Source organism: Trinickia soli, assembly GCF_002879855.1.
In the GTDB taxonomy this organism is placed as follows: domain Bacteria; phylum Pseudomonadota; class Gammaproteobacteria; order Burkholderiales; family Burkholderiaceae; genus Trinickia; species Trinickia soli.
Genome location: NZ_PNYB01000013.1, coordinates 26,355 through 47,824 on the forward strand (window position 1 = coordinate 26,355; position 21,470 = coordinate 47,824).

Consider the following 21,470-nt stretch of genomic DNA (forward strand, 5'->3'; position numbering starts at 1 on the left):
TACCGACTGCTCAGCATCCCGCTTCCCTGACAACGATGACCTCCCGCTCCACCCCCGACCTCGCCGCAGCGCCCGCCATGCGCCGCTCATTTCTGCAACCGCTCGCCGATACCTCGCTGCATGCGGTCGTCGCGGGCTTCGTCGCGATGATGACGGGCTATACGAGTTCGCTCGTGCTCGTGTTTCAGGCTGGCCGCGCGGCCCATCTATCCGATGCGCAGGTTTCATCATGGATCTGGGCGCTGTCGATCGGCATGGCGTTCTCGACGATTGTGCTCTCGTTGCGCTTTCGCACGCCCGTCGTCGTCGCATACTCGACGCCCGGCGCGGCGCTCCTGATCGCCGCTCTGCCGCATGTGCCTTATGCCGACGCGATCGGCGCGTTCATCATCTGCGCTTTGCTCATCACGGCCGTCGGCCTGACGGGTTGGTTCGACACGCTGATGCAACGCGTGCCCGCGGGTATCGCCAGTGCGCTGTTGGCCGGCATCCTGTTCGAAATCGGGATCGAGATCTTCCATGCGGCGCAGTATCAAACGGCGCTCGTGCTGACGATGTTCTTCGTCTACCTGTTCGTGAAGCGCCTCGCGCCGCGATATGCGATCGTGACGACGCTGGTCACGGGCACCGCCGTCTCCGCCGCGCTCGGGCTCATCGATTTCAGCCGCTTTCACGTTGCGCTCGCCCACCCCGTGTTCACGATGCCGCACTTCTCGCTCTCGGCCGCAATCAGCCTGGGCGTGCCGCTGTTCGTCGTCGCCATGGCATCGCAGAACATGCCGGGGTTGGCCGTATTGCGCGCCGATGGATACACGACGCCGTCCGCGCCGCTCATTTCGACGACGGGCATCGTGTCGCTGCTGCTCGCCCCATTCGGCTCGCACGGGATCACGCTCGCCGCGATCACGGCGGCGATCTGCACCGGCCCCGAAGCGCATGAAGATCGCAGCAAGCGCTACACGGCCGCGCTTTGGTGCGGCCTGTTCTATCTCGTTGCAGGGATTTTCGGCGCGACGATCGCCGCGCTTTTTGCCGCGCTGCCCAAGGCGCTCGTCGTTTCGGTGGCGGCGCTGGCGCTGTTCGGCTCGATTATGAGCGGCCTCACGAACGCCATGAGCAATGTGCGCGAGCGCGAAGCGGCGCTCGTCACTTTCATGGTGACGGCCTCGGGACTCACGCTCCTGTCGATCGGCTCGGCGTTCTGGGGACTCGTTGCAGGCGTCATCACGCAGGTTGTCCTCGGCGCCCGGCGCGCTGCCTGATGCGGGCCGGTGTGCAACGCATGCCGCCGCTTGCGGGCACCCGTTTCCGAGTGAACGCGCAGGGGCATAAAATAGTCTCACTTGCAGCCCGTCGCGTCGCTTGGGCGGTGCGACCCCCAACTCAACCCACCCTGGAGGCGCTTGGCGCCGCGGATCTGTCATGACCAATGCTCTGGATCAACTGAAGCAGTACACGATCGTCGTCGCGGACACCGGCGACTTCCAACAACTCGCCCAGTACAAGCCGCGCGATGCAACGACGAATCCGTCGTTGATCCTCAAGGCCGTTCAAAAGGACGCCTATAAGCCGCTACGGGAAAAGACCGTCCGCGCGCATGCAGGCCAGCCCGCAGCGGCGATCATCGACCAATTGCTGATCGCGTTCGGCTGCGAGATTCTGAAGATCATTCCGGGCCGCGTATCGACCGAAGTCGACGCGCGGCTTTCGTTCGACACCCAGCGCTCGATCGACAAGGCGCACGAGATCATCAGGCTCTATGAAGCGGCCGGCATCGATCGCGAGCGCGTGCTCATCAAACTCGCGTCGACGTGGGAAGGTATCCGCGCGGCGGAAGTGCTGCAGAAGGAAGGCGTGAACTGCAACATGACGCTGCTGTTCTCCCCCGTTCAGGCGGCGGCCTGCGCCGAAGCGGGGGCGAAGCTGATCTCGCCGTTTGTCGGCCGCATCTACGACTGGTACAAAAAGCAGGCCGGCAGCGAGTGGGACGAAGCAAAGATGGGCGGCGCCAACGATCCGGGCGTGCAGTCGGTGCGTCACATCTACGCTTATTACAAGCATTTCGGCTATCAAACCGAGGTGATGGGCGCCAGCTTCCGCACGACGAGCCAGATCGTCGAACTGGCCGGATGCGACCTGCTGACGATCAGCCCCGACCTGCTGCAAAAGCTGCACGACAGCGACGACAAGGTCGAGCGCAAACTCTCGGTCGATAGCGCGACGAAGGAAGCAGTGGAGCGTATCGCCATCGACGAACCGTCGTTCCGCTTCCAGTTGAACGACGACGCCATGGCCACCGAAAAGCTCGCCGAAGGCATTCGCGCCTTCGCGGCCGACGCCGTCAAGCTCGAAAAGCTGATCGACGCTCTGCGCTGAGCACGTCGGCACTGCGGCCCACCGGCGCGTAGGCCGCGCGTTGGCTCTGTTGCGGGCGCGGCGCCAGCCTTCGCGGCACGCCGCCTCGCTCTAGCGCGCCCGAACGGCATCGGTTGCCAACCAAGGAGACGATGATGGTAGTGCAGCCTTATCTGTACTTCTACGGCCGCTGCGAGGAAGCGCTCGCGTTCTACGAGCAAGCGCTCGGCGCCAAGGTGACGTTCAAGATGCGCAACAACGAAGCGCCCGCCGAGTATGCCGTAGAAGGCGAAGCGGGCGAACGCATCATGCATGCGTCGTTCAAGGTCGGGCAGACCACGCTGATGGCAACCGATGGCATGCCTGGCCATACGGCAGCACCCAACTATTCCGGATTCAGCATTTCGCTCTCGCTTGACAACGTCGGCAAGGGGGAACGGATTTTCAACGCGCTCGCACAAGACGGCCAGGTGCGGTTTCCGTGGCAGCCGACGTTCTGGGCGAAAGGGTTCGGCATGGTGACCGACAAGTTCGGCGTGCCCTGGATGGTCAACGTCGAAAACACCGAGCCTTGAGCCGCTGGCCGGCCGTCGAAGCCCGTTCGGTGAGCTTCATCGGTGCCATCGGCGTTATCGGCCCCATTGGCGTCATCGGTTCACTCTGCACGGCGCATTTGCGCGCGCGCGGCGGCGTCGCCCTCGATATGCCATTGGCGTTCCGTATCGGCAAGCAGCGCACGCAGCGCGTCGACCTGCTCTGCAAACCAGTGCGCGACCCAGTTCGGTCCGGGCAATGTGTCGTCAGGCGTATCCAGCACTTCGCCCGCTTGTCCGCCCGTCGCAGCCTTTATGCCGTGCGCCCCCGGCGTGGCCACGGACAAGCGCTGCCCGGCGCGCGACTCCGAGCCGAACCGCAACGCGCGCGCCATTCTGAGCAACGAGGCGCGCACGGCGCGAGCATCGTCGTCTGCTTGCCCCGATGACACCGGATGGACGGCGGCACTCGTCGACATCATTTCGAGCGCGCTGAGCATCGAGCGATGCATTCGCTGAATGGCCTCGATCCGCTTCAAAGGAATGTCGATCTCCTTCGCGACCGACGGCATCAGCGAGCGCAATTTGACGAGCCGGCCATTCAATGTGGCGAAGGCGGCAACATGGGCATCCACGTCCAATGGCTGATCACGGGCGATGCGCGCCAGGATTCGCGCACAGTCGCGCAGATTGCGCGCAAGCAGATAACGCCACGAATAGGTGGCATACAGCGGCAATGCAAATGAAAACGCGAGCGCAACGGCGATGCCGATCATGACGTTCAGCGTCCGCCACAGGCCCGTATCGATGGTGCTGTCGCCATGTCCGGCGACGACGCAGATCGTGATCGCCGTCAACAGCGCGATGTAGCCGGCGCTGCTGATCGCGAAATAGCCGCACACGCCGGCGGCAATCGACATCAGCACGTGCGTGAGCGTCAGCGATCCGATCACATGCAGCTGCGCGATCAGCAACAGACCGACGACAGCGCCGAGCATCGTTCCGAGCGCCCGGTCCGCCGCTTTCTTGCGAATGTTCCCGTGATGCTGCAGCCCGCCGATCACAACCAGCACGGTGACCGAAGCCCAGATGCCGTTAGGCACATTGATGCCCGTCGTGACAAGAATCGAGACGAGCATCGCAAGGCCGACGCGCACGCCATGCAGCAGGCGCGCGTGGCGATATCGATAGTACGGCGAGATGACGACGTGCACGAGCGGCGTCGTGAGCCGTTGGAAAAGACGAATGAGTGTGGTCACGGATTGATTGTCGGGTAAAGGCGGCGCTTCGTCGATGCCCCGAGCACGACGCGCTCCACCTGGCGCACTTGCCGCACTCGCTCCAGGCGCGCACAAAAAAAGGGCGGCACGCGGCCGCCCTCATTCGCTGGTGACGCTCGCGCGCCGCGGATCAGGTTTCGACCGGGTCCAGGTAATCCTCGGGGCTGGTGCGGTCTTCAGCACGGCTCGCGCCGACCGCCCGCAACGCAAGGCTCACGACGATGGCCACCACGAGGTTCACGATGAGCGACCAGACGGCCGCGTAGCCCGGAATCGCATAGCCGCCGATATGAATGGCGTAGATCGAGCCCTTCAGGTGCAGCGATGCAGCCATCCAGGTACCGACCGCGATACCGACAGCCCACCCTGCCAGCAGCCCACGCGAATCGAGCTTGCGTGTGTACAGGCCGAGCACGATGGCCGGCAGCGTCTGGATGATCCAGATCCCGCCGAGCAGCTGCAACTGGATCGCGTACGTGAGCGGCAAGCCGAGAATGAACGCCACGGCGCCGACCTTGACGATCAGCGAAACAAGTTTGGCGACGCCCGTTTCCTGCTCGTGCGACATATTGCGATTGACGAACTCGCGATGGATGTTGCGCGTGTACAGGTTGGCCGCGGCGATGGACATGATCGCCGCCGGCACGAGTGCACCGATAGCGATGGCCGCGAACGCGACGCCGACGAACCACGAGGGGAAGTAATGCAGGAACAACGCCGGCACGGCGAAGTTCGGACCGAACGCCTTGAAGTACGGCGCGAACTCGGGCATGTCCTTCACGCCCGATGCGAGCGCCATATAGCCGAGCAGCGCGAGCAGGCCGAGGACGAGCGAGTACGCGGGCAACATCGCCATATTGCGGCGAATGGTGTTGCCCGAGGACGACGACAGAATGGCCGTGACCGAGTGCGGGTACAGGAACAGCGCGAGGGCCGAACCGACGGCGAGCGTCGCATAGGCGCTATAGCCGTTCATGCCCGAGACGTCGGGAGCCTTCAGCAGCAGCTTGGCAGGCGGCACGGTGCTGAAGATGTGGCCGAAGCCGCCGAGCTGCGCCGGGATGACGATGATCGCGGCAATGATCGTGATGTAGATCAGCAAATCCTTGACGACGGCGATCATGGCCGGTGCGCGCAGGCCGGACGTGTACGTGTAAGCGGCGAGAATCGCGAAGGCGATGATGAGCGGCAGATCGCCCATGAAGCCGGCCGTATTGAAGCCCAGGCCACCAATCACCACTTCAATGCCGACCAGTTGCAGCGCGATATACGGCATCGTCGCGACAATACCCGTCACGGCCACGGCCAGCGCGAGCATGCGGCTGCCGTAACGCGCACCGACGAAGTCGGCCGAAGTCACGTAACCATGACGCTTGGCGACGGCCCACAGCTTCGGGAACACGACGAACGCAAACGGATAGATCAGGATCGTGTACGGCAGCGCGAAGAAGCCCATCGCGCCGGCGCCGAACACGAGCGCCGGAACGGCCACGAACGTATAAGCGGTGTAGAGATCGCCGCCGAGCAGAAACCAGGTGACGATCGTGCCGAACTGGCGGCCGCCGAGGCCCCACTCTTCGAGATGAGACAGATCGCCGCGGCGCCAATGGGCAGCGACGAAGCCGAGGATCGTCACGCCGACGAAAAACAGGACGAAGACGAATGTTGCAGTTGCGTTCATCGAGCGTCTCCGGCAGAGGCGCCCGGCTTCGAACGCGATTTGGTCTTGAAGTAGACGACGGCCGTGATCACGGCGCTCACGAGTACCCAGAACAACTGGTACCAGTAGAAGAACGGGAACCCGCCCAGTTGCGGCTCGACTTTGTTGTACGACGGCACCCAGATCATCGCGATCCAGGGGATGACCAGCAGCCAGAGCCAGCTTTTGTTGGCTCGATTGGCGTCGGCGTTGTGAGCCATGACGTCTCCTCTTTTACTCTTGTTCACCCCGCGGGAAGCCTTGCGGAAGGACAACCCGTATCCGACCGGCCGGAAAGCTCCGTGCGGAGCTGCCGGCCAATCCATCAGCTTATTAAGCTTGGCAAGAGTATAAGAGCGTTGCGTGAGCGGTCAAGCGGGACAGACCCGGGGCGGAACCACTCGCAAAGCCTAGCCGGATGTGCCGACCGGACTCAATGAAGCAAACCCGTAGGCACGCTCAAATGCTGAAGATGTCGGGGGCGACCGTCTTGTCGGCGCTCTTGCGCGCCGCGGCAACCTCGCGCAACGCCTTGACCCAGCGCCGCGCCGGCAGGCCAAGCATGTCTTCTATCAGCTTGGCGCGGCCCATGAGCGCTGAATAGGCGACTTCGAGCGCCGGGCCCGAGAATGCGAGCGCGATGCGGTTACCCTCGTGTACTTCGGGCAGCGCGATGACGCGGCCGTCGAATGCCGCATTCAATTGCTTCATGTTGCGCACGAAGCTCGGATGGTCGCCGAACAGATTGATCGTGGCGATGCCCGCCTCGGTCAAACACGCGCGAACGGCGCGATAGAACGCCAGACTGTCATGGACCGGGCCGCGCGCGGTCGCGTCGTAGAGATCGATCTGCATCGCCCCGATCGTGCCGTGGTTCGTGCGGTCGTTGACGAAATCCCAGGCGTCGGCTTCATGCACGGTCAGGCGCGCGTCGTCGGGCGGCAGCGCGAACATCGTGTGCGCAGCCACTACCACGGCCGGGTTCAACTCGACCGCCTCCACCTGCGCCCGCGGCAGGAATCGATAGGCGAACTTCGTCAGCGCCGCTGCACCGAGCCCGAGCTGAACGACGCGTTTGGGCGTTTCGAGAAACAGCAGCCAGGCCATCATTTGCTGCGCATACTCCAGCTCGATTCGATCGGGTTTGTTGATGCGCATGGCACCTTGAACCCACTCGGTGCCGAAATGCAGATAGCGGACCCCGCGCTCTTCCGAAAACGTCACGGGGGCAAAGCGCGGCTTGCGCGGCATGTCGATACGCGGGGCGTGGCGGCCTTGGTCGTCGTCGAATGCATCGTTGCGCGCTTCGCGCGAAATATGTTTGGAGGAGTCTGCGTGCTTGCCGTGCTTGCGGCTCTTGCGATCGGCGCGCTCGCCGCGTGCGAATGCGCGCGCTTCAGCCGACGCGCGCTTGATGAGGTCTGTCATAGGAAAAATAAAGAGCGCCCAGGCGCCGGGTTGAATCGGACGAGAGCATAGCACTGTCGCGTCCGCGCACCGTTGATGGGCCGACCCTTCGCTCATTGCTTCTGAGGGCGGACGCGGTCTTCAGCGCAGGGCCGATACCGATAGGCCCGATTCTGACCGCGACCCCGCCTGCTTCACGCGTTGCTAATCGGAATGCTTTTCGGCCGAATCCGTGATGGCGTGACCGCCTTTCGAAATATCCTGGCCCGCGCCGGCGACGGTATTGCAGGCCGTCAGCAAGACGGTGCTTCCGAGCAAAATGAGTGCGATAAGTCGTGTCATGAGCGTCCTCCCTTGGCAAGACGAGCCGTTGGGTAGCGGCGCTCAGCGACGCGATCAACGGCTTCGACGGTCGGCGATCTCCTGCCTTTGCGCAGATCGCTTCACGGCGGGACTGGAGCAGGATGCGCCATGCGCCACGCCGTGCGAACTGCCGCGCAAACGGCGTGCCCGGGCTGACCATGGCATTCAGGAGCGGTCGCGATTGCGGGTCCGGGTCGCGGCCGTGATCACGGCGATGCCGAGCAGGATGACCGCGACGATGGTGACCGTGTGTTGCGAGACATGCATCGCAATCAGCGCCCACGACACGCCGCCGATCAGGATCAGCCATCCAACAAGATATATGACGAGGGTCATCGTATCGTCTCCGGTTAGCTTTGACTCGCACGCTCACAGGCGGGCCGGCATGGGCCGGCCTGCTGCGGGTGTCCTGCAGCACGCTGCGCCATGGCGATCGCGCCGGCAAGCCAAGCCAGGCTGCGACCGGCTCGTCCGGGATCGACGCTCAGCCCGGCCGGCGGAACCCGTTTTCCACCCAGCTCGCGGCGCTCGCCTTGCTGAGCTTGAAACTGGCCGCCACCTGCACCTGAGCAAGCTGCTCGCCAAAGGCGTCGATCGCGGTCAACAGCGCATAAGGTTCGTCGTCGTCGGGCACGATGTCCAGCGTGATCTCCCATTGTCCGTCGCCCGTTGCGGCATCGACCGCCACGCGCTTATGCAACTGCGCACGCAGTTGCTGCTCGTGCCGGCGCAGTACCTCGGACGCCGTTTTCACAAGGGTGTTGAACGCCGATACATCGAGCGGCTTCGGGTCTTTTTTGTTGCGGCCCATCGTCCACGGGCCAACGAGCGCCGGCTCGGGCTCACCGTCCTTGATCATTTCGACGGCCCATCCGTCGTCGTCCTCGTTCTTGATCACACGGGCAGTCCAGCCCCCGTCGCACCAGAGACGGTCTTCGTGAATCGTTTCGGGCTGTTCGCCCCTATCACTTTCGGGGGAAGTATCGGCGACGCGATGGCTGACGGAATCGGACGAGGGAGCGGAAGTGGACTTATCGGTCATTGCGAGAGTACGGTGATGGCGAGCGCGGCAGGCGAGACAATGTCCGTGATTTTACCCGCCGGCCGCGTGATCGACGCGGCGCTATGTCGAACGGACAAGAGCGACGCGTGCCCACATCATGCGGACGCAGGTCGACAGTCGACACCTGTCCTCGTTCGTCCCGCTGTTCCGATCGACGCCGCAGCCGCGCGTCGGCCACTGCAGGTGCAATCCGTCGATCACCAGGGAACGGTTCGCCCGAGGTAGTCGAGGTATTCAAGGCCGGGCCTGTCTCGTTTGGCGAGCAAGACATTCACGAGATTGGGGATGCTTTCCTCGATGCTGAGACGACCATCGGGACCACCGAGGTCCGTGCGCACCCAGCCGGGCGCCATGAGGACCATCGCTCGTGGCGAATCCGCCTCGCGGGCGGCAAAGCCGCGCATGAACTGGTTCAGCGCTGCTTTGGTGCCTCGATAGATCTCCCGTTGGCCCGTCTCGTTGTTCGCTATGCTGCCCTGCCCGGATGACATGACGCCGATCAGTCCGCTCAAAGGCACGTGGGCGGCGAGACGTTCCACCACGCGCATCGGGCTGAGCGCATTCGTGATCATCAGATCGACGAAGTCGCGAGTCGAGACCTCGCCGATCGTTTGAGTCGGGTCGGGATTGGTCGTACCTGCATTGACGAACAGCATATCGAACACGCGATCTGATAGGCGATCGGCTAACGCATCTAGCTCTTCGGGCTGCGTGATGTCGAGCAGTTCAATTTCGATGCGTCCGGGGTTCGCTTGCGCCAGGTGGTGCAGTGGCGTCGACGGAGCATGGCGACGGACCGTCCCGACGACATCCCAGCCTTTCTTCAGAAACTCAGCTGCCATGGCGTGGCCAAGACCACGCGAGGCGCCGATCAACAAAATGGTGGGCGTGCGGCCCTCGGTGCGTGTCACGGTGTTTCTCCAGGAAGAGTCCTTACGCCGCGGATACTAGACACCGCACCGCATTTGCACCAGACGCCTCAAGAACAATCTTCGATTGCACGAAACGCCGCACATTGCATGGCTCGTCTCTATAATGGGCCGATGCAAAACGTCGATCTGAATCTGCTCGTTGCGCTTGATGCGCTGTTAGCCGAGCGCAGCGTGACGGGCGCGGCCCGGCGCCTGGGCCTCAGTGTCTCTGCCATGAGCCGCACGCTGACACGGCTGCGCAACGCGACCGGCGATCGTCTGTTGCTTCAGGCCGGGCGCACGCTGGTCCTGACGCCTTATGCGGAGCAACTGAGCCAGCAGGTACCGTTATTGGCCCGTGAAGTCCGGACCGTCTTGCGTCCCGCTGACCGGTCGCTCAGCCTCGACACATTGGAACAATGTTTCACGATCCGGGCGGGCGAGGGCTTTATCGATTTGCTCGCGGGGGCTTTGACCGAACGTGTCCGGCAAACGGCGCCCCGAGTGCAGCTTCGCTTCGTGCCCAAACCCGATTGGGATGCCGGTCCCCTTCGCGAGGGCACCATCGACCTGGAAATCGGCATTGTTCAAACTTCCGCGCCGGAGATACGCACGCGACGCTTGTTTCATGATCGCTATGTGGGCGTGTGCCGCATCGGTCATCCGATCCTGACTGAAACCCACGTTTCGATCGAGCGATATGCGCAATATGGCCGCGTTGTCGCGTCCCGTACCGGCTACGCGCGAACTCCCGTCGATGCCGCGCTCGAGTCGCAGGGGCTAACGCAGCAGGTTCCGATCGTGGTGCCGGCCTATACGAACGCCATGCAGATCGTCGCGCAAACAAACCTGCTTGCCGTGATTCCGCACTCCTGCCTCGGGAATCGATTGACGCCCGACTACGCCGGCGCCAACGGGTTGCAGAGCTTCGAGTTGCCGATGCCGCTGCCAGCTTTTCACATCTCTGCTATCTGGCATCCCCGACTCGATAATGATCCCGCGCACGCGTGGCTGCGCGCGGAGGTGCTCGCGGTCAGTCAGGCGGCGTACCCGTGATCCTGGTGCGTTTCGATCAGATGGCGTTCAGCGCACGCTTGAGACGTTCGCTCACTTCCGTCGCGAGCTTGGCCAGATCCGGATTTTCGACGAGTTCGAACATCACGGTCGGCTCGATGACATCGATGTGAACGACTCCCGCCGCATCTTCCCGAGTGACGATATTGCACGGCAGCAACAGGCCGATTTCCGGTTCTGCCTGCAGTGCGCGGTGGGCGAGCGCCGGGTTACATGCGCCGAATATGCGATAGGCAGGCATGGTCTCGCCCAGCTTTTTCTTGAGGGTCTCGGCGACATCGATGTCGCTGAGTATGCCGAATCCTTCGTCGGCGAGCGCCCGCTTGACCCGCTCGGTCGCTTCATCGAACGAACATGTAACGGTTTTGCCAAATCCGTACGACTTGCTCATGGTGGTTTCTCCGGTTAGCCATAGTGGCCCGCCGCTCTCCGCATATCGTGTGCCTCCGTCGTCATCCGCCGATGGCGCCGAAGCACGATGGCAGGCTAGTGATTGGACTGGCCGCGCCTGTCTCCCTTGTTGTCCCCTTCGTTGCCCGGCGCTCCCCTCTGAGGACCCGGTGTCTGCTGCGCGGGTTGAGCGGGAGGCATTTGCCGCGTGACTTGTCGGTCTTGCTGCGGCCCAGACGGCTGCTGCCGAGGTGGATTCGGTTTGCCACGAGGCGGCATCGCATCCGCTGGTGCAGGCTGACGTTGCGGCGCAGGCGCAGGCATCGCTTGCTGTGGCGCAGGCCGCTGTTGTGGACGGACCGACTCCTGTCCGGGCGCCTGAGGCGGCCGCACTTGCGGGGGAGGCGCGCTTGGCTGCGGCCGTTGCTGGTTCTGTTGCTGGTTCTGCCGTTGCCGGTCCTGCTGTTGCTGGTTCTGCTGTTGCTGGTTCTGCTGTTGCTGGTTCTGCTGTTGCTGGTTCTGCCGTTGCTGATTCTGCTGTTGCTCGTACCGCGGCGACTGTTGATTCAACTCCCTCCGTTGCTGGCCGGGCTGCCCCATATCGACTTGCGGCTGCCCCCGCAGCTCTCGGGGCTGTGGCCGGGCGTGACCGTCGCCCGCGTTACCCCCTGGTCGGAAATATTGCCGCGTGATCGGCTCACGCGGCTCGTAGTGGTAATGCTCCGATCGAATCGCATTTTGCTGGCCGGCCGCACGAGGATACCGCGCGCCCGAATACTGCCGCTGGTAGTTCGGCAAAAGCGCCGGAGGCGGCGCAGACCGGCGATCCCACTGATCCCAGCCGCGCCGGTGCGACTCCCAGTCCCGGCCCCAATGGTCGCCCCAGCGAGGGGGCTCATTGCGATTCCAGCCGACGAAATATGACGGAGGTCGACGGTAATAGCGCACCGGAATGCGCAGCACGTACAGCGGCACGTTCTCGGGACCCACCCACTGCCATGGTCCGTTGTACCAACTGCTGACATACCAGTTGTCTTGCTGGTAGACCCAATAAAGGCCGTCGTAAAAGAAGTAATTCCAATTGGCCTGCGGCGCGTAGTAGACCGGATAGCCCGGCACACGGACGAGTCTGGGGTAGGCCGACATGTTGATGCCAATATTGATGCCCGGCAACCCGATATTGACATCGATCTGAGCGTTAACTGAAATCGGCTGTGCGACCAGGATCGATAAAGCGACAAGGAGTGTGCGCATTTTCTTACCTTACGTGCGGCGTACAGCTTCAGACTATGCCCGGTCCCTGGTTGAGCATTGATCTGAATCAACTGCAACAGCATGCGGGCATATCTCGAGACACCATGCACAATGGTCGGTTTTATCGACGCCGACTTATCGCCCGACTGCCGACGACAACGCTACGGCTCGGTCAGATCGTCAAACCATGTGCGCAACGCCTCCCAAGCCTTCAACTTCTCGACATAAGGCACGGCTGCATAGGCCAGGCTGCTCGAAGGTAGTCTGACGAGATCGAGCGAAGCAGCGCGCCCATCGACCCGGTGGTCCCGCTAGCGCCCAAAACGCATGACGGTGCTGGTATTGGCCAGCACGTGACCCTTTATCGCCGCATGTAAAGCATCGCGCGTTAGCCCAGCCGCGAGCGCATCAGGCGCGAGGTCGAGCGCATAGATCTGCACGATATAGTGATGGGCAATCTCGCCGACCGGTGGGCACGGCCCGCGGTAAGCCGCCTGCCCGCTGACATTGAGGCCCACACGCACGCCGGCCGGCGGCTCGGCACCCGCGGCAAGCGACGTCGTCGAAGCGGGAATGCCGTACACCACCCAATGCACAGTGCCCAAGCCTTTCGCGCCATCCGGATCGAAGAGCGTAATCGCGAAGCTGCGCGTGCCGGCGGGTGCATTGCGCCATTGCAATGCCGGCGACACATTGCTGCCACCGCAGTCGTTCTGGCTCCCGGCATGACTCAAAGCGAGCGTGCCGCCGTCGGAAAGACCTGGTGAAGTCAGTTCGAACGCGTCTGCGGCGCAGGCAGTTATGCCGTGCAGCGACAGTACGCACAGGGTCGCGCTCAGCGCATACCGGATTGCGTTTGCGGTGCTTTTCATCTCGTGCCGTCCTTTTCAAGAAATGAAACATCGAGGCGACGAAGCCGGCATCGCTGACCGAATTGGCCGAACGCTCCGGCCGTGCGAAAATCCAATCTATCGCGAACACTTCGAACAATGGAGCAATATGGGCTTGTCCATTTCGAAGAAGGCGCGAGCAGCGCTTGCAGTCGCGCCTTCTATTCCATCCCCGGCGGCGCCACACCGATCACATCCCCGATCAAATACCAAAACCGGTTGGGGTTTTGGTCAATTTGGCATCCGTCCAGGGCTCGGGCGTTGAGCCTTATTCAGCCGATAGCAGCCTCGGCTGCTTCCTGTTCGGCCGGTGGCGTATGAGTCAACCGAATTTGCTCGATCATCCTGGTCAACACGTCGAAGGCCGTTTCGGGCGTGGCCTGCGTCGGGGTTGGCTTGTTCGGGTTTTGATGAGCGATCCAGTCGCGATATTGCTTGATCTGTTTCACCTGCCCGATTAAGTCGGCATCGACTTCGCCCTTGAAGAGATTGAGAATTTCGCCGAATCTCCAGTATTCGACCTCACTCTCGAACTTCTCCGCCAGTTTGGCTGAGTACTGCTGCGGGTATCCCTCTGCAAGCAAACGGTTCGCCGTCTGCAGATGCTCGATGACAAATCGCTCGAACGTTGCAAACAGCGCCAAGATGGCAAGATCGGCAGCCTGTTTTGCCGCGTCTTGAAGGACTGTGTTTGCTTCCTCCTCGGTGGCTCCGATGAACTGAGTACGACGGATAAGTTCCTCGTGCTGGACTTGAATCGTGCGTGTAGCGACCTTGAAGCAATCGCTCGCTACAGAGAACGCCTTATAGACTGGATCGAGCGGGTTGTCAGAATTCATAATCGGAGACGTCCGTAAGCAAGTCGAGAAACAGACTTTCTTCGACGCGTTTCGCTCGTCGGACCGTCGCCTCTATCCAGTACCAACCGTCTCCGTCAACTCCCGAAAACATGGGCATAGATGACGAGTTTGTGGCTTTCCCCGCTACGACGGTCTGTGTAGAAATCGCCGGACCTTTTCCAACATAGAAAAGGAACGCATGCCTCGTCACTCGGCCAACCAGGTCGATCCTCCCTTGCGCGCCGATAATCTTCGACCCGACAGGCAAGATCTTCGCGACTGGCATACCGCCCTTCGAAATCGCGAGGCTTGGCGCATCATATTGCGCCATTCGCTCTTCCCTAAGCGTCACAACACCTCTTTCGACGGCCAGACCATGGCTTTCACACCAACGCCTCGCTTCAATCAGGAAAGTCTCAACGCGTTGCACATACTCTTCGGCAGAGAAGAGGGTGGATTCCTGTTTGGGCTCGGTCACTGTTGATCCTGTATGTCGTCACAAGGCGCGCACGGCGGCTTGCCCGCACCTGCCGCACCGCTCACAATTGCACGTACCGGTGCGGCTTGGCGAGGGTTTCCCCGGTACGCGCGCTCTACGCACGAGCCTACCACCGAATTCGTCTGAAAACCCGTAGCAAAGGAAACACCACCGGCTCGCGTCGAATGAGCAGGATTTCCGAATCGCCGGTTCGGAATTTCGGGGAAGCTACGCCGGCAACCACTTGCGCAACGCTTCCCACGCACGCAGTTTCTCGGCATAAGGCACAGCCGCATAGGCCGGACTGCTCGACGGTAGCTTGACGAGATCGAGCGACGCATGGCTTTGCGCCAATGCCAGCATCCCGATCTTCGCGGCTGTGCCGCCGTTGAAGGCAACGGCCGCGAGATTCGGCAGCGCAGCCACGAGCGCTGCGACATCGTTCGTCGCATGATCGCGAATCCGGCTGTCGAGGCTACCTTCTCGCCGCGCCTGAGCAATGACGTCCCATAAGCCGATGCGATGGGCCAGCAGCGTTTCCACCCGACGGGTGTAATCCATCCCCGGCAAATCCTCGCCGATCACATCCCCGATCAAATGCCAAAACCGATTGATGTTTTGGTCAATTTGACATCCCGCTCATCGTTCATATCACTGCCAAACGTCTCGCGACGAAGCCATCGGCAGGCCGCCCAGTGCAGGATCGAATGGCGTCCAACCGGCATCTGGTCTTAGAAACAAGGGCATGTGCCGAAACGGCGGCTCGCCCTCATTAACATTCGGCAACTCGCGGACCCGCGCATGCGCGTATGGCACCGTAGGCCGACGGATGACAGCCGAAATCAGTGCGGCAACGGTTCTGCGCGGAGATTCCCAGAGCGAGTCGATCGACAAAGTTATGATCCGGTGATAACATACATGGAAGCGAATGTGCACGATCCAGGCCTTGACGCGCTGCTCTACCTCGATGGTGAAACGTTCGTCGTGGATTCCGGTGGCAAATGTTGGGTGAAGTTTGAGGTGAAGCAGTGTGCCATGACGGCGGAGCGACCTCAGGGGCTTCGGTATTCGCTCACGCTCCATGACGAGACGGGCTCTCGCCTGCTGGGTTTCGATAACGCGCACCCCATCCGCGAGGGCTCCGGACCGGGCGCACGTACGCGCATTGAATATGACCACAAACATCGTGGCCCCCACGTCCGTTTTTATGTCTACGAGGACGCCGCGACGTTACTGGCGGACTTCTGGATCGAAGTCGAACTGATTCTCGAAAGAAGGAGCAGCCAATATGAGCACAACCAACGTCTTGAAGGTCGGAATTGCATCACTCGAGCAATACAAGGCTCGGACGATGGCGATCGCGCGGGGTGAATATGTGCCCAGCCCCGGTGAGCCGAAAGTTTGGTTCCAATCACTTGAAACGCTGGCGCAGGTGCTGTCCGACCGAAACCGGTCGTTGCTCGCTCTGATCGCTGAGACGAAACCGGCGTCGCTCAGTGAATTGGCCGAACGCTCCGGCCGCGCGAAATCTAATCTCTCGCGAACGCTTCGGACCATGGAGCGATATGGGCTCGTTCACTTCGAAGAAGGCGAGGGCCGAGAAGTCGCGCCACGCGTCAACTATTCTGGCGTGGAGTTGGAGATGTCCTTCGAATAATGTCAGTCGCCAAACGTCGCCTGCTGCTGCCTATTCCGCGGGTTTCGGCGCCGTTCTTGCAGGTTCGCTTCAGCCGTTGCTACGACTTGTTACTGGCTGGCCTCGTCTTCGCCATGTCCGATAGCGGGGATCACACAGACAGCCATTTGCGCAACGCCTCCCAGGCCCTCAGCTTCTCAGCATAAGGCACGGCCGCATACGCTGGACTGCTCGACGGCAGCTTGATGAGATCGAGTGAAATGCGGCTCTCGGCCAACGCCTGCATACCGATCTTCGCGGCCGTACCGCCATTGAAAGCAACCGCAGCGAGATTCGGCAGCCCGGACACAAGCGCCGCCAGATCGTTCGTCGCATGGTCACGAATGCGGCTATCGAGACTGCCCTCGCGTCTCGCCTTGGCAATCACGTCCCACAACCCTACGCGATGATCAAGCAGCGCTTGCAGCCGCGCTTCGTAATCCATCCCCGGCAAATCCTCGCCGATCACATCCCCGATCAAATGCCAAAACCGGTTGGCGTCTTGGCCAATTTGACATCAAGCCGAAACCACCTCGGGCGTCCAGCCCGCGTCAAATGCGGTGCTTCAATCCGAACGATTCAAGGTTTGCGGCTCCGTGCCGATATCCACGAGAGGGGGCCAATCCGAGCAACCAGGCAAGAACTTACGCCGGCCAAACGTCAGCCGGCCGGCGCTTGCAGCCAAGGTTCCTGTGTATGTCAACTCCAATAATCACAAGGTAACTCGAATATGTTCAACGTTGTCCGTGTAGTCGGCCTGACTGCGCCGATTGCTCTATTGACGGCATGCTCGCTAGTCGCTCCGCCGTACTCCCCCGATGTCGACAATATCCAGTCGCTCAAGAACGTCGCCACCGCTCACGCGAAAATCGGGACATTCGAATCCCACTCGGGTGCAAAAAACCCGTACCCGGTCCCCTTGCGCGCGAACGTAATGAAGTCCCCGGTTGGGAACTCATTCGGCGCATACCTGGCCGACGCAATGACGAAGGAATTGCTGATGGCCGGCAAGCTTTCCCCTCAAAGCGACGTCGAAATCAAGGCAACGCTCTTGGAAAACGACATCGATACCGGTGTTGCAACCGGCACCGCGACACTGGCGGCACGCTTCATCGTGACGCGAGGTGGAACGGTACGTTACGACCAGGTCAAGACCGCGCACACGCAATGGGATTCCGCGTTCGCGGCAATGATTGCCGTACCGAAAGCGCGTGAAGAATATCCTCTCGCCGTACAGAAGTTACTCGGCGAGCTATACGCAGACCCCGCCTTCGTCGAGGCGATTCAATAACATTACCGGCCACACCACGGGAGACCCCATACAATGGCATTGATTCGAATGATCGCGGCAGGAAGCATGATCGCCGCATTGGCAGGCTGTGCTCACGAAATTTCGCTGACTGGAGACGCAAGCAAAATCCCGACGCTTTCGACCGCGCCGCTCGACAAGACAGTGGGTCTTGTCATCACGGACGATCAACTGTCGAAGGAGGTGATTACTCCCGGGGGCGGCGGTGACAAAGTGAGCTATCACCCGTACCACGACCTTGAATTGCCGATATACGTAGGGCTCGGTCATGTATTCAAGAACGTGACGAAGCTCAAGACCGCACCCGACGCAGCGACGATCCAGGCCAAGCATCTCGACTATGTGATCACGCCGACGATCAAGACCACATCCTCGTCCCCGAGCCTCCTCACGTGGCCGCCGACGGACTTCTCGGTCACGCTCGCCTGTACCGTCGCGGACCCGACCGGTCAAACCGTCGTCACCGAGGACGTGACCGGCACCGGCCACGCGGAGTTCAGCCAATTCAAGCACAACCTGAGCCTTGCTGGGCAGCTTGCGACCGCTGACGCAGTAACAAAACTGCAGTCGGCGCTGGCAGACGCTGCCGAATTGAAAAAATAGCGTATGCGCGGCACAGTTGAAGCAGCGTCGACAACCGTGCCATCGCTTGAAGAGCCTTGGATAAGAACGCCGGGGCGCCGGGGAAGATCCGAGATGGCGTTGCGGAGACTGGATACGGACGACACTAGACCGCCAGCCACTTTCGCAACGCCTCCCAAGCCTTCAACTTCTCGGAATAAGGCACGGCCGCATAAGCAGGACTACTCGACGGTAGCTTGATGAGATCGAGCGACACACGGCTTTCCGCCAACGCCTGCATCCCGATCTTCGCAGCCGCCCCCCCGTTGAACGCGACCGCCGCAAGATTCGGCAACGCAGCCGCAAGCGCCGCCAGATCGTTCGTCGCATGGTCACGAATGCGGCTATCGAGGCTGCCTTCCCTTTTCGCCTTCGCAATCACATCCCACAGCCCCACCCGATGATCGAGCAGCGCTTGCAGCCGCGCTTCGTAATCCATCCCCGGCAAATCCTCGCCGATCACATCCCCGATCAAATGCCAAAACCGGTTCTGCGGATGTGCGTAATACCGACTCTGCGCGAGCGACGCTTCGCCGGGCAGGCTGCCGAGCACAAGCACGCGCGTATGCTCATTCACAACCGGCGCAAACGAATGCTTGAAGGTCACGACGATGACGATGATGACGGCGGCGGTCGTCGTCGGGTGAGCGCCGCTCGCTCCGTCGTGCGCGAAGGTCCATGCCCCGCATGCGAAGGCCGCGCGGGCCGACCGCCGCGATCGTGCGGAAGGACATAAGAATGCGCATCGCCCCGCGCTGGGGCACGCGAGCGCGCATCGAGATGAGACCACAGCGCCGGCAGCATGCACTCGGTCACCATGAGCGGCGCGCCGTGCCGCACGAACACGGACCGGCGCGCAAGCAACGCATGAGGTACACGCCCCGCGATCTGCCGCCGGGCCAGCACGGCTAGCGGGTGCCGCGGCGCGAGCCGCGTGCTGACGAGCACCGACCGCGCCACGGTGCTGTCCGCATAGAGCAATTCTGCAAGCGGGCGCGTGGACAGCCGCCGCATCGCCTGCCAGACGCCACGGCTCGCCGGCAGCGGCGCAATGCTATGCGCCACGACGAACGGCACGCCATCCACCTCGAGCACCACCTCCCGCACCCACACGCGCGTACGCGGCCCGATATGCAATGCCGCACACTCGTCGGGCCACGCGCGATCGACAGCCTCGCGCGTCACACGCACCCGCACATCGCCGAGCTTGCGCAAATGCGCGGTCAACGAACCGCCGCGCGTGAGCCAATCCTTCTGATCGAAAGTCGACCCGGGTCGCTGGGCCGCGCGCCAGGCGCGGCCCGCCGCATCGTATTGGAGCCGCGCAGCCCGCATCACCGTGCGAGCAGCAGCGTATTCGTGCGCTTGACGAAGCTTGCGGGATCTTCGAGCGCACCACCTTCAGCCAACATCGCCTGGTCGAACAGCAAGTGGCACCAGTCGTCGAAGTTGCCCTGCTCCGGCGCAAGCGCCTTCACGAGCGCATGCTCCGGATTGATTTCGAGGATCGGATGGAAGTCGGGCGTCTTCTGCCCCGCGGCCTTCAACATACGCTGCAAGTAGCCCGTCATCTCGCCTTCATCGGCAACGAGACACGACGGCGAATCGGTGAGCCGGAACGTCAGACGCACATCCTTCGCTTTATCCTTGAGCACCTCTTTCATCTTCTCGACGAGCGGCTTCATCGTTTCGCCGATCGCCTCGTGCGCTTTCTTCTCTTCGTCGTTGAACGCGTCGAGGTCAAGATCGCCGCGCGCCACGCTTGCGAGCGGCTTGCCGTCGAACTCGGTGAAGTATGCGAGCGCCCATTCGTCGACACGATCGGTCAGCAGCAGCACTTCGATGCCCTTCTTGCGGAACACCTCCAGATGCGGGCTATGCTTCGCAGCCTGCCAGGTATCCGCCGTGACGTAGTAGATCTTGGTCTGCTCGGGCTTCATCCGTGCAACGTAGTCGGCCAACGAGACAGTCTGCTCGGCCGAATCCGTATGCGTCGACGCGAAGCGCACGAGCTTGCCGATACGCTCGCGGTTCGAGAAGTCTTCGCCCAGCCCTTCCTTGAACACCTGGCCGAACTCTTTCCAGAACGTCGCGTACCTGGCTTTGCCCTCCTCGGTTTCCGCGCCTGCTATCTCTTCGAGCATCGACAACACGCGCTTGGTCACCCCCTCGCGGATCGCCTTGACGTCGCGGCTCTCCTGCAGGATTTCGCGCGAGACATTGAGCGGCAGGTCCGCCGAATCGACCACACCCTTCACAAAGCGCAAATACGAGGGCAACAATTGCTCGGCGTCATCCATGATGAACACGCGCTTCACGTAGAGCTTCAGGCCCCCGCGATGGTCCCGATTCCACATGTCGAACGGCGCGCGCGCCGGCACGTAGAGCAGCTGCGTGTACTCGCTGCGGCCCTCGACGCGGTTATGCGTCCATGCAAGCGGGTCCTGTTCGTCGTGAGCAAGATGGTGGTAGAACTGCTTGTACTGCTCGTCTTCGATATCGTTCTTCGGCCGCGTCCACAGCGCGCTCGCCTGATTGACGGTTTCGTCTTCGTCCTTCTCGACCATCTCGCCTTTCTCGGCGTCCCACTCCTCATGCTTCATGAGGATCGGCAATGCGACATGATCCGAATACTTGCGGATGATCGACTTGAGCCGGTACGACGACAACAGCTCGTCTTCGTCAGGACGCAGATGCAGCGTGATGGTCGTGCCGCGCTGCGCGCGCTCGATCGCCTCGACCGAGAAATCGCCCTCGCCCGCGCTGACCCAGCGCACGCCTTCGGCTGCCGGCAGGCCCGCGCGACGCGTCTCGACCGTGATCTTGTCGGCGACGATGAAGCCCGAATAGAAACCCACGCCGAATTGGCCGATCAATGCCGCGTCTTTCTGCTGATCGCCCGACAGCTGCGAGAAAAACTCCTTGGTGCCCGAACGCGCGATCGTCCCGAGATGCGAAACGGCTTCATCGCGGCTCATGCCGATGCCGTTGTCGTCGATCGTGATCGTACGCGCGGCCTTGTCGAACGACACGCGGATACGCAGGTTCGAATCGTTCTCGTAGAGCTCGCTCTTGGCGATCGCTTCGAAGCGCAGCTTGTCCGCGGCATCCGAGGCGTTCGAGATCAGCTCGCGCAGGAAGATCTCCTTGTTGCTGTAGAGCGAATGAATCATCAATTGCAGAAGCTGTTTGACTTCCGCTTGAAAGCTCATGGTCTCTTGTGCCATGGTCGGCGTTACCTCGTTCGTGGATGGGATGTCTCTGACGCGTCGCGCACCGCTGCTGTGCAGGCCGGCAGACTCCGCCCAGTGGGCTTGCAAATGGCGCGC

The 21,470-nt window shown here is 61.9% G+C and carries 24 protein-coding genes and 2 pseudogenes; 8 read left to right on the plus strand and 18 right to left on the minus strand.

The genetic code is table 11. The features are described from left to right. Positions 1 to 77: 77 nt before the first annotated feature. From C0Z19_RS16125 to yjdN, 3 genes are all read left to right on the plus strand, one after another. Positions 78 to 1,262, plus strand: a complete 1,185-nt coding sequence (locus C0Z19_RS16125; protein WP_233196168.1) for a benzoate/H(+) symporter BenE family transporter — start codon at positions 78 to 80, stop codon at positions 1,260 to 1,262. 160 nt (positions 1,263 to 1,422) lie between these two features. Continuing rightward, positions 1,423 to 2,376, plus strand: coding sequence for a transaldolase (gene tal, locus C0Z19_RS16130; RefSeq protein WP_102610853.1), 954 nt, complete (start codon positions 1,423 to 1,425; stop codon positions 2,374 to 2,376). Between the two features lie 134 nt (positions 2,377 to 2,510). Then, positions 2,511 to 2,930 carry a VOC family metalloprotein YjdN gene (gene yjdN, locus C0Z19_RS16135; protein ID WP_102610953.1) on the plus strand — a complete coding sequence of 140 codons (420 nt, stop codon included), beginning with the start codon at positions 2,511 to 2,513 and terminating at the stop codon, positions 2,928 to 2,930. 80 nt (positions 2,931 to 3,010) lie between these two features. Here yjdN and C0Z19_RS16140 read toward each other — a convergent pair whose 3' ends face one another. The 8 genes from C0Z19_RS16140 to C0Z19_RS16170 all read right to left on the minus strand — a co-directional run bounded on the left by C0Z19_RS16140 (position 3,011) and on the right by C0Z19_RS16170 (position 9,611). Further along, positions 3,011 to 4,147, minus strand: a complete 1,137-nt coding sequence (locus C0Z19_RS16140) for an FUSC family protein (RefSeq protein ID WP_233196169.1) — start codon at positions 4,145 to 4,147, stop codon at positions 3,011 to 3,013. A gap of 151 nt (positions 4,148 to 4,298) precedes the next feature. Next, on the minus strand, positions 4,299 to 5,849 hold the full coding sequence (gene mctP / locus C0Z19_RS16145; RefSeq protein WP_102610854.1) for a monocarboxylate uptake permease MctP: 1,551 nt from the start codon (positions 5,847 to 5,849) through the stop codon (positions 4,299 to 4,301). Continuing rightward, positions 5,846 to 6,088, minus strand: coding sequence for a DUF3311 domain-containing protein (locus tag C0Z19_RS16150; RefSeq protein WP_102610855.1), 243 nt, complete (start codon positions 6,086 to 6,088; stop codon positions 5,846 to 5,848). Before C0Z19_RS16150 ends, mctP begins: the two co-directional genes overlap by 4 nt. A gap of 238 nt (positions 6,089 to 6,326) precedes the next feature. Continuing rightward, entirely contained in the window at positions 6,327 to 7,295 is a 969-nt protein-coding gene (locus C0Z19_RS16155; protein WP_102610856.1) for a class I SAM-dependent methyltransferase, read from the minus strand. 183 nt (positions 7,296 to 7,478) lie between these two features. After that, positions 7,479 to 7,616 (minus strand): entericidin A/B family lipoprotein, encoded by a 138-nt coding sequence (locus tag C0Z19_RS16160; protein WP_102610857.1) that lies wholly within the window; start codon positions 7,614 to 7,616, stop codon positions 7,479 to 7,481. A gap of 186 nt (positions 7,617 to 7,802) precedes the next feature. Continuing rightward, entirely contained in the window at positions 7,803 to 7,973 is a 171-nt protein-coding gene (locus C0Z19_RS28485) for a hypothetical protein (protein ID WP_175084021.1), read from the minus strand. A gap of 148 nt (positions 7,974 to 8,121) precedes the next feature. Further along, positions 8,122 to 8,679 (minus strand): hypothetical protein, encoded by a 558-nt coding sequence (locus tag C0Z19_RS16165; protein ID WP_102610858.1) that lies wholly within the window; start codon positions 8,677 to 8,679, stop codon positions 8,122 to 8,124. A gap of 218 nt (positions 8,680 to 8,897) precedes the next feature. After that, positions 8,898 to 9,611: an SDR family NAD(P)-dependent oxidoreductase gene (locus C0Z19_RS16170; RefSeq protein WP_102610859.1), complete on the minus strand. Its 714-nt coding sequence runs from the start codon at positions 9,609 to 9,611 to the stop codon at positions 8,898 to 8,900. Positions 9,612 to 9,743: 132 nt separating this feature from the next. Here C0Z19_RS16170 and C0Z19_RS16175 point away from each other — a divergent pair, with 132 nt between their 5' ends. Next, positions 9,744 to 10,667: a LysR family transcriptional regulator gene (locus tag C0Z19_RS16175; RefSeq protein ID WP_102610955.1), complete on the plus strand. Its 924-nt coding sequence runs from the start codon at positions 9,744 to 9,746 to the stop codon at positions 10,665 to 10,667. A gap of 16 nt (positions 10,668 to 10,683) precedes the next feature. Here C0Z19_RS16175 and C0Z19_RS16180 read toward each other — a convergent pair whose 3' ends face one another. The 6 genes and pseudogenes from C0Z19_RS16180 to C0Z19_RS16210 all read right to left on the minus strand — a co-directional run. After that, entirely contained in the window at positions 10,684 to 11,076 is a 393-nt protein-coding gene (locus C0Z19_RS16180) for a DUF302 domain-containing protein (protein ID WP_102610860.1), read from the minus strand. A 95-nt stretch (positions 11,077 to 11,171) separates the two neighbouring features. After that, complete coding sequence (locus C0Z19_RS16185; RefSeq protein ID WP_102610861.1) at positions 11,172 to 12,329, minus strand: PAT1 family protein; 1,158 nt, start codon at positions 12,327 to 12,329, stop codon at positions 11,172 to 11,174. Positions 12,330 to 12,640: 311 nt separating this feature from the next. Continuing rightward, entirely contained in the window at positions 12,641 to 13,201 is a 561-nt protein-coding gene (locus C0Z19_RS16190; RefSeq protein ID WP_102610862.1) for a YbhB/YbcL family Raf kinase inhibitor-like protein, read from the minus strand. A 290-nt stretch (positions 13,202 to 13,491) separates the two neighbouring features. After that, positions 13,492 to 14,058, minus strand: a complete 567-nt coding sequence (locus C0Z19_RS16200; RefSeq protein ID WP_102610863.1) for a hypothetical protein — start codon at positions 14,056 to 14,058, stop codon at positions 13,492 to 13,494. Beyond that, a complete protein-coding gene (locus tag C0Z19_RS16205; RefSeq protein ID WP_102610864.1) occupies positions 14,048 to 14,536 on the minus strand; it encodes a hypothetical protein in 489 nt (162 codons plus the stop codon). The genes C0Z19_RS16200 and C0Z19_RS16205 overlap by 11 nt, the downstream gene beginning before the upstream one ends. Before the next feature lie 228 nt (positions 14,537 to 14,764). Next, a pseudogene (locus C0Z19_RS16210) lies at positions 14,765 to 15,148 on the minus strand (DNA-deoxyinosine glycosylase); the annotation flags it as partial. 306 nt (positions 15,149 to 15,454) lie between these two features. Here C0Z19_RS16210 and C0Z19_RS16215 point away from each other — a divergent pair. Together C0Z19_RS16215 and C0Z19_RS16220 are read left to right on the plus strand one after the other, a co-directional pair. Continuing rightward, a complete protein-coding gene (locus tag C0Z19_RS16215; RefSeq protein WP_199180782.1) occupies positions 15,455 to 15,907 on the plus strand; it encodes a toxin-antitoxin system TumE family protein in 453 nt (150 codons plus the stop codon). After that, complete coding sequence (locus C0Z19_RS16220) at positions 15,888 to 16,193, plus strand: HVO_A0114 family putative DNA-binding protein (protein WP_233196170.1); 306 nt, start codon at positions 15,888 to 15,890, stop codon at positions 16,191 to 16,193. The genes C0Z19_RS16215 and C0Z19_RS16220 overlap by 20 nt, the downstream gene beginning before the upstream one ends. Positions 16,194 to 16,323: 130 nt before the next feature. Here the strand turns inward: C0Z19_RS16220 and C0Z19_RS16225 are convergent. After that, positions 16,324 to 16,707: pseudogene (locus C0Z19_RS16225) on the minus strand (DNA-deoxyinosine glycosylase); the annotation flags it as partial. A 486-nt stretch (positions 16,708 to 17,193) separates the two neighbouring features. On the opposite strand from C0Z19_RS16225, the gene C0Z19_RS28730 reads away from it, so the two are divergent. Both C0Z19_RS28730 and C0Z19_RS16235 read left to right on the plus strand, forming a co-directional pair. Beyond that, positions 17,194 to 17,502: a hypothetical protein gene (locus C0Z19_RS28730; protein WP_233196171.1), complete on the plus strand. Its 309-nt coding sequence runs from the start codon at positions 17,194 to 17,196 to the stop codon at positions 17,500 to 17,502. A 66-nt stretch (positions 17,503 to 17,568) separates the two neighbouring features. Beyond that, positions 17,569 to 18,123, plus strand: coding sequence for a hypothetical protein (locus tag C0Z19_RS16235; protein ID WP_233196172.1), 555 nt, complete (start codon positions 17,569 to 17,571; stop codon positions 18,121 to 18,123). A gap of 124 nt (positions 18,124 to 18,247) precedes the next feature. Here C0Z19_RS16235 and C0Z19_RS16240 read toward each other — a convergent pair whose 3' ends face one another. From C0Z19_RS16240 to htpG, 3 genes are read right to left on the minus strand one after another with little or no spacing between them, the layout of a single operon-like run. Next, positions 18,248 to 18,748: a DNA-deoxyinosine glycosylase gene (locus C0Z19_RS16240; protein WP_102610870.1), complete on the minus strand. Its 501-nt coding sequence runs from the start codon at positions 18,746 to 18,748 to the stop codon at positions 18,248 to 18,250. Further along, positions 18,745 to 19,476, minus strand: coding sequence for a chorismate--pyruvate lyase family protein (locus C0Z19_RS16245; RefSeq protein ID WP_102610871.1), 732 nt, complete (start codon positions 19,474 to 19,476; stop codon positions 18,745 to 18,747). Before C0Z19_RS16245 ends, C0Z19_RS16240 begins: the two co-directional genes overlap by 4 nt. Next, positions 19,476 to 21,368 carry a molecular chaperone HtpG gene (gene htpG, locus C0Z19_RS16250; protein ID WP_102610956.1) on the minus strand — a complete coding sequence of 631 codons (1,893 nt, stop codon included), beginning with the start codon at positions 21,366 to 21,368 and terminating at the stop codon, positions 19,476 to 19,478. Before htpG ends, C0Z19_RS16245 begins: the two co-directional genes overlap by 1 nt. Positions 21,369 to 21,470: the final 102 nt, after the last annotated feature.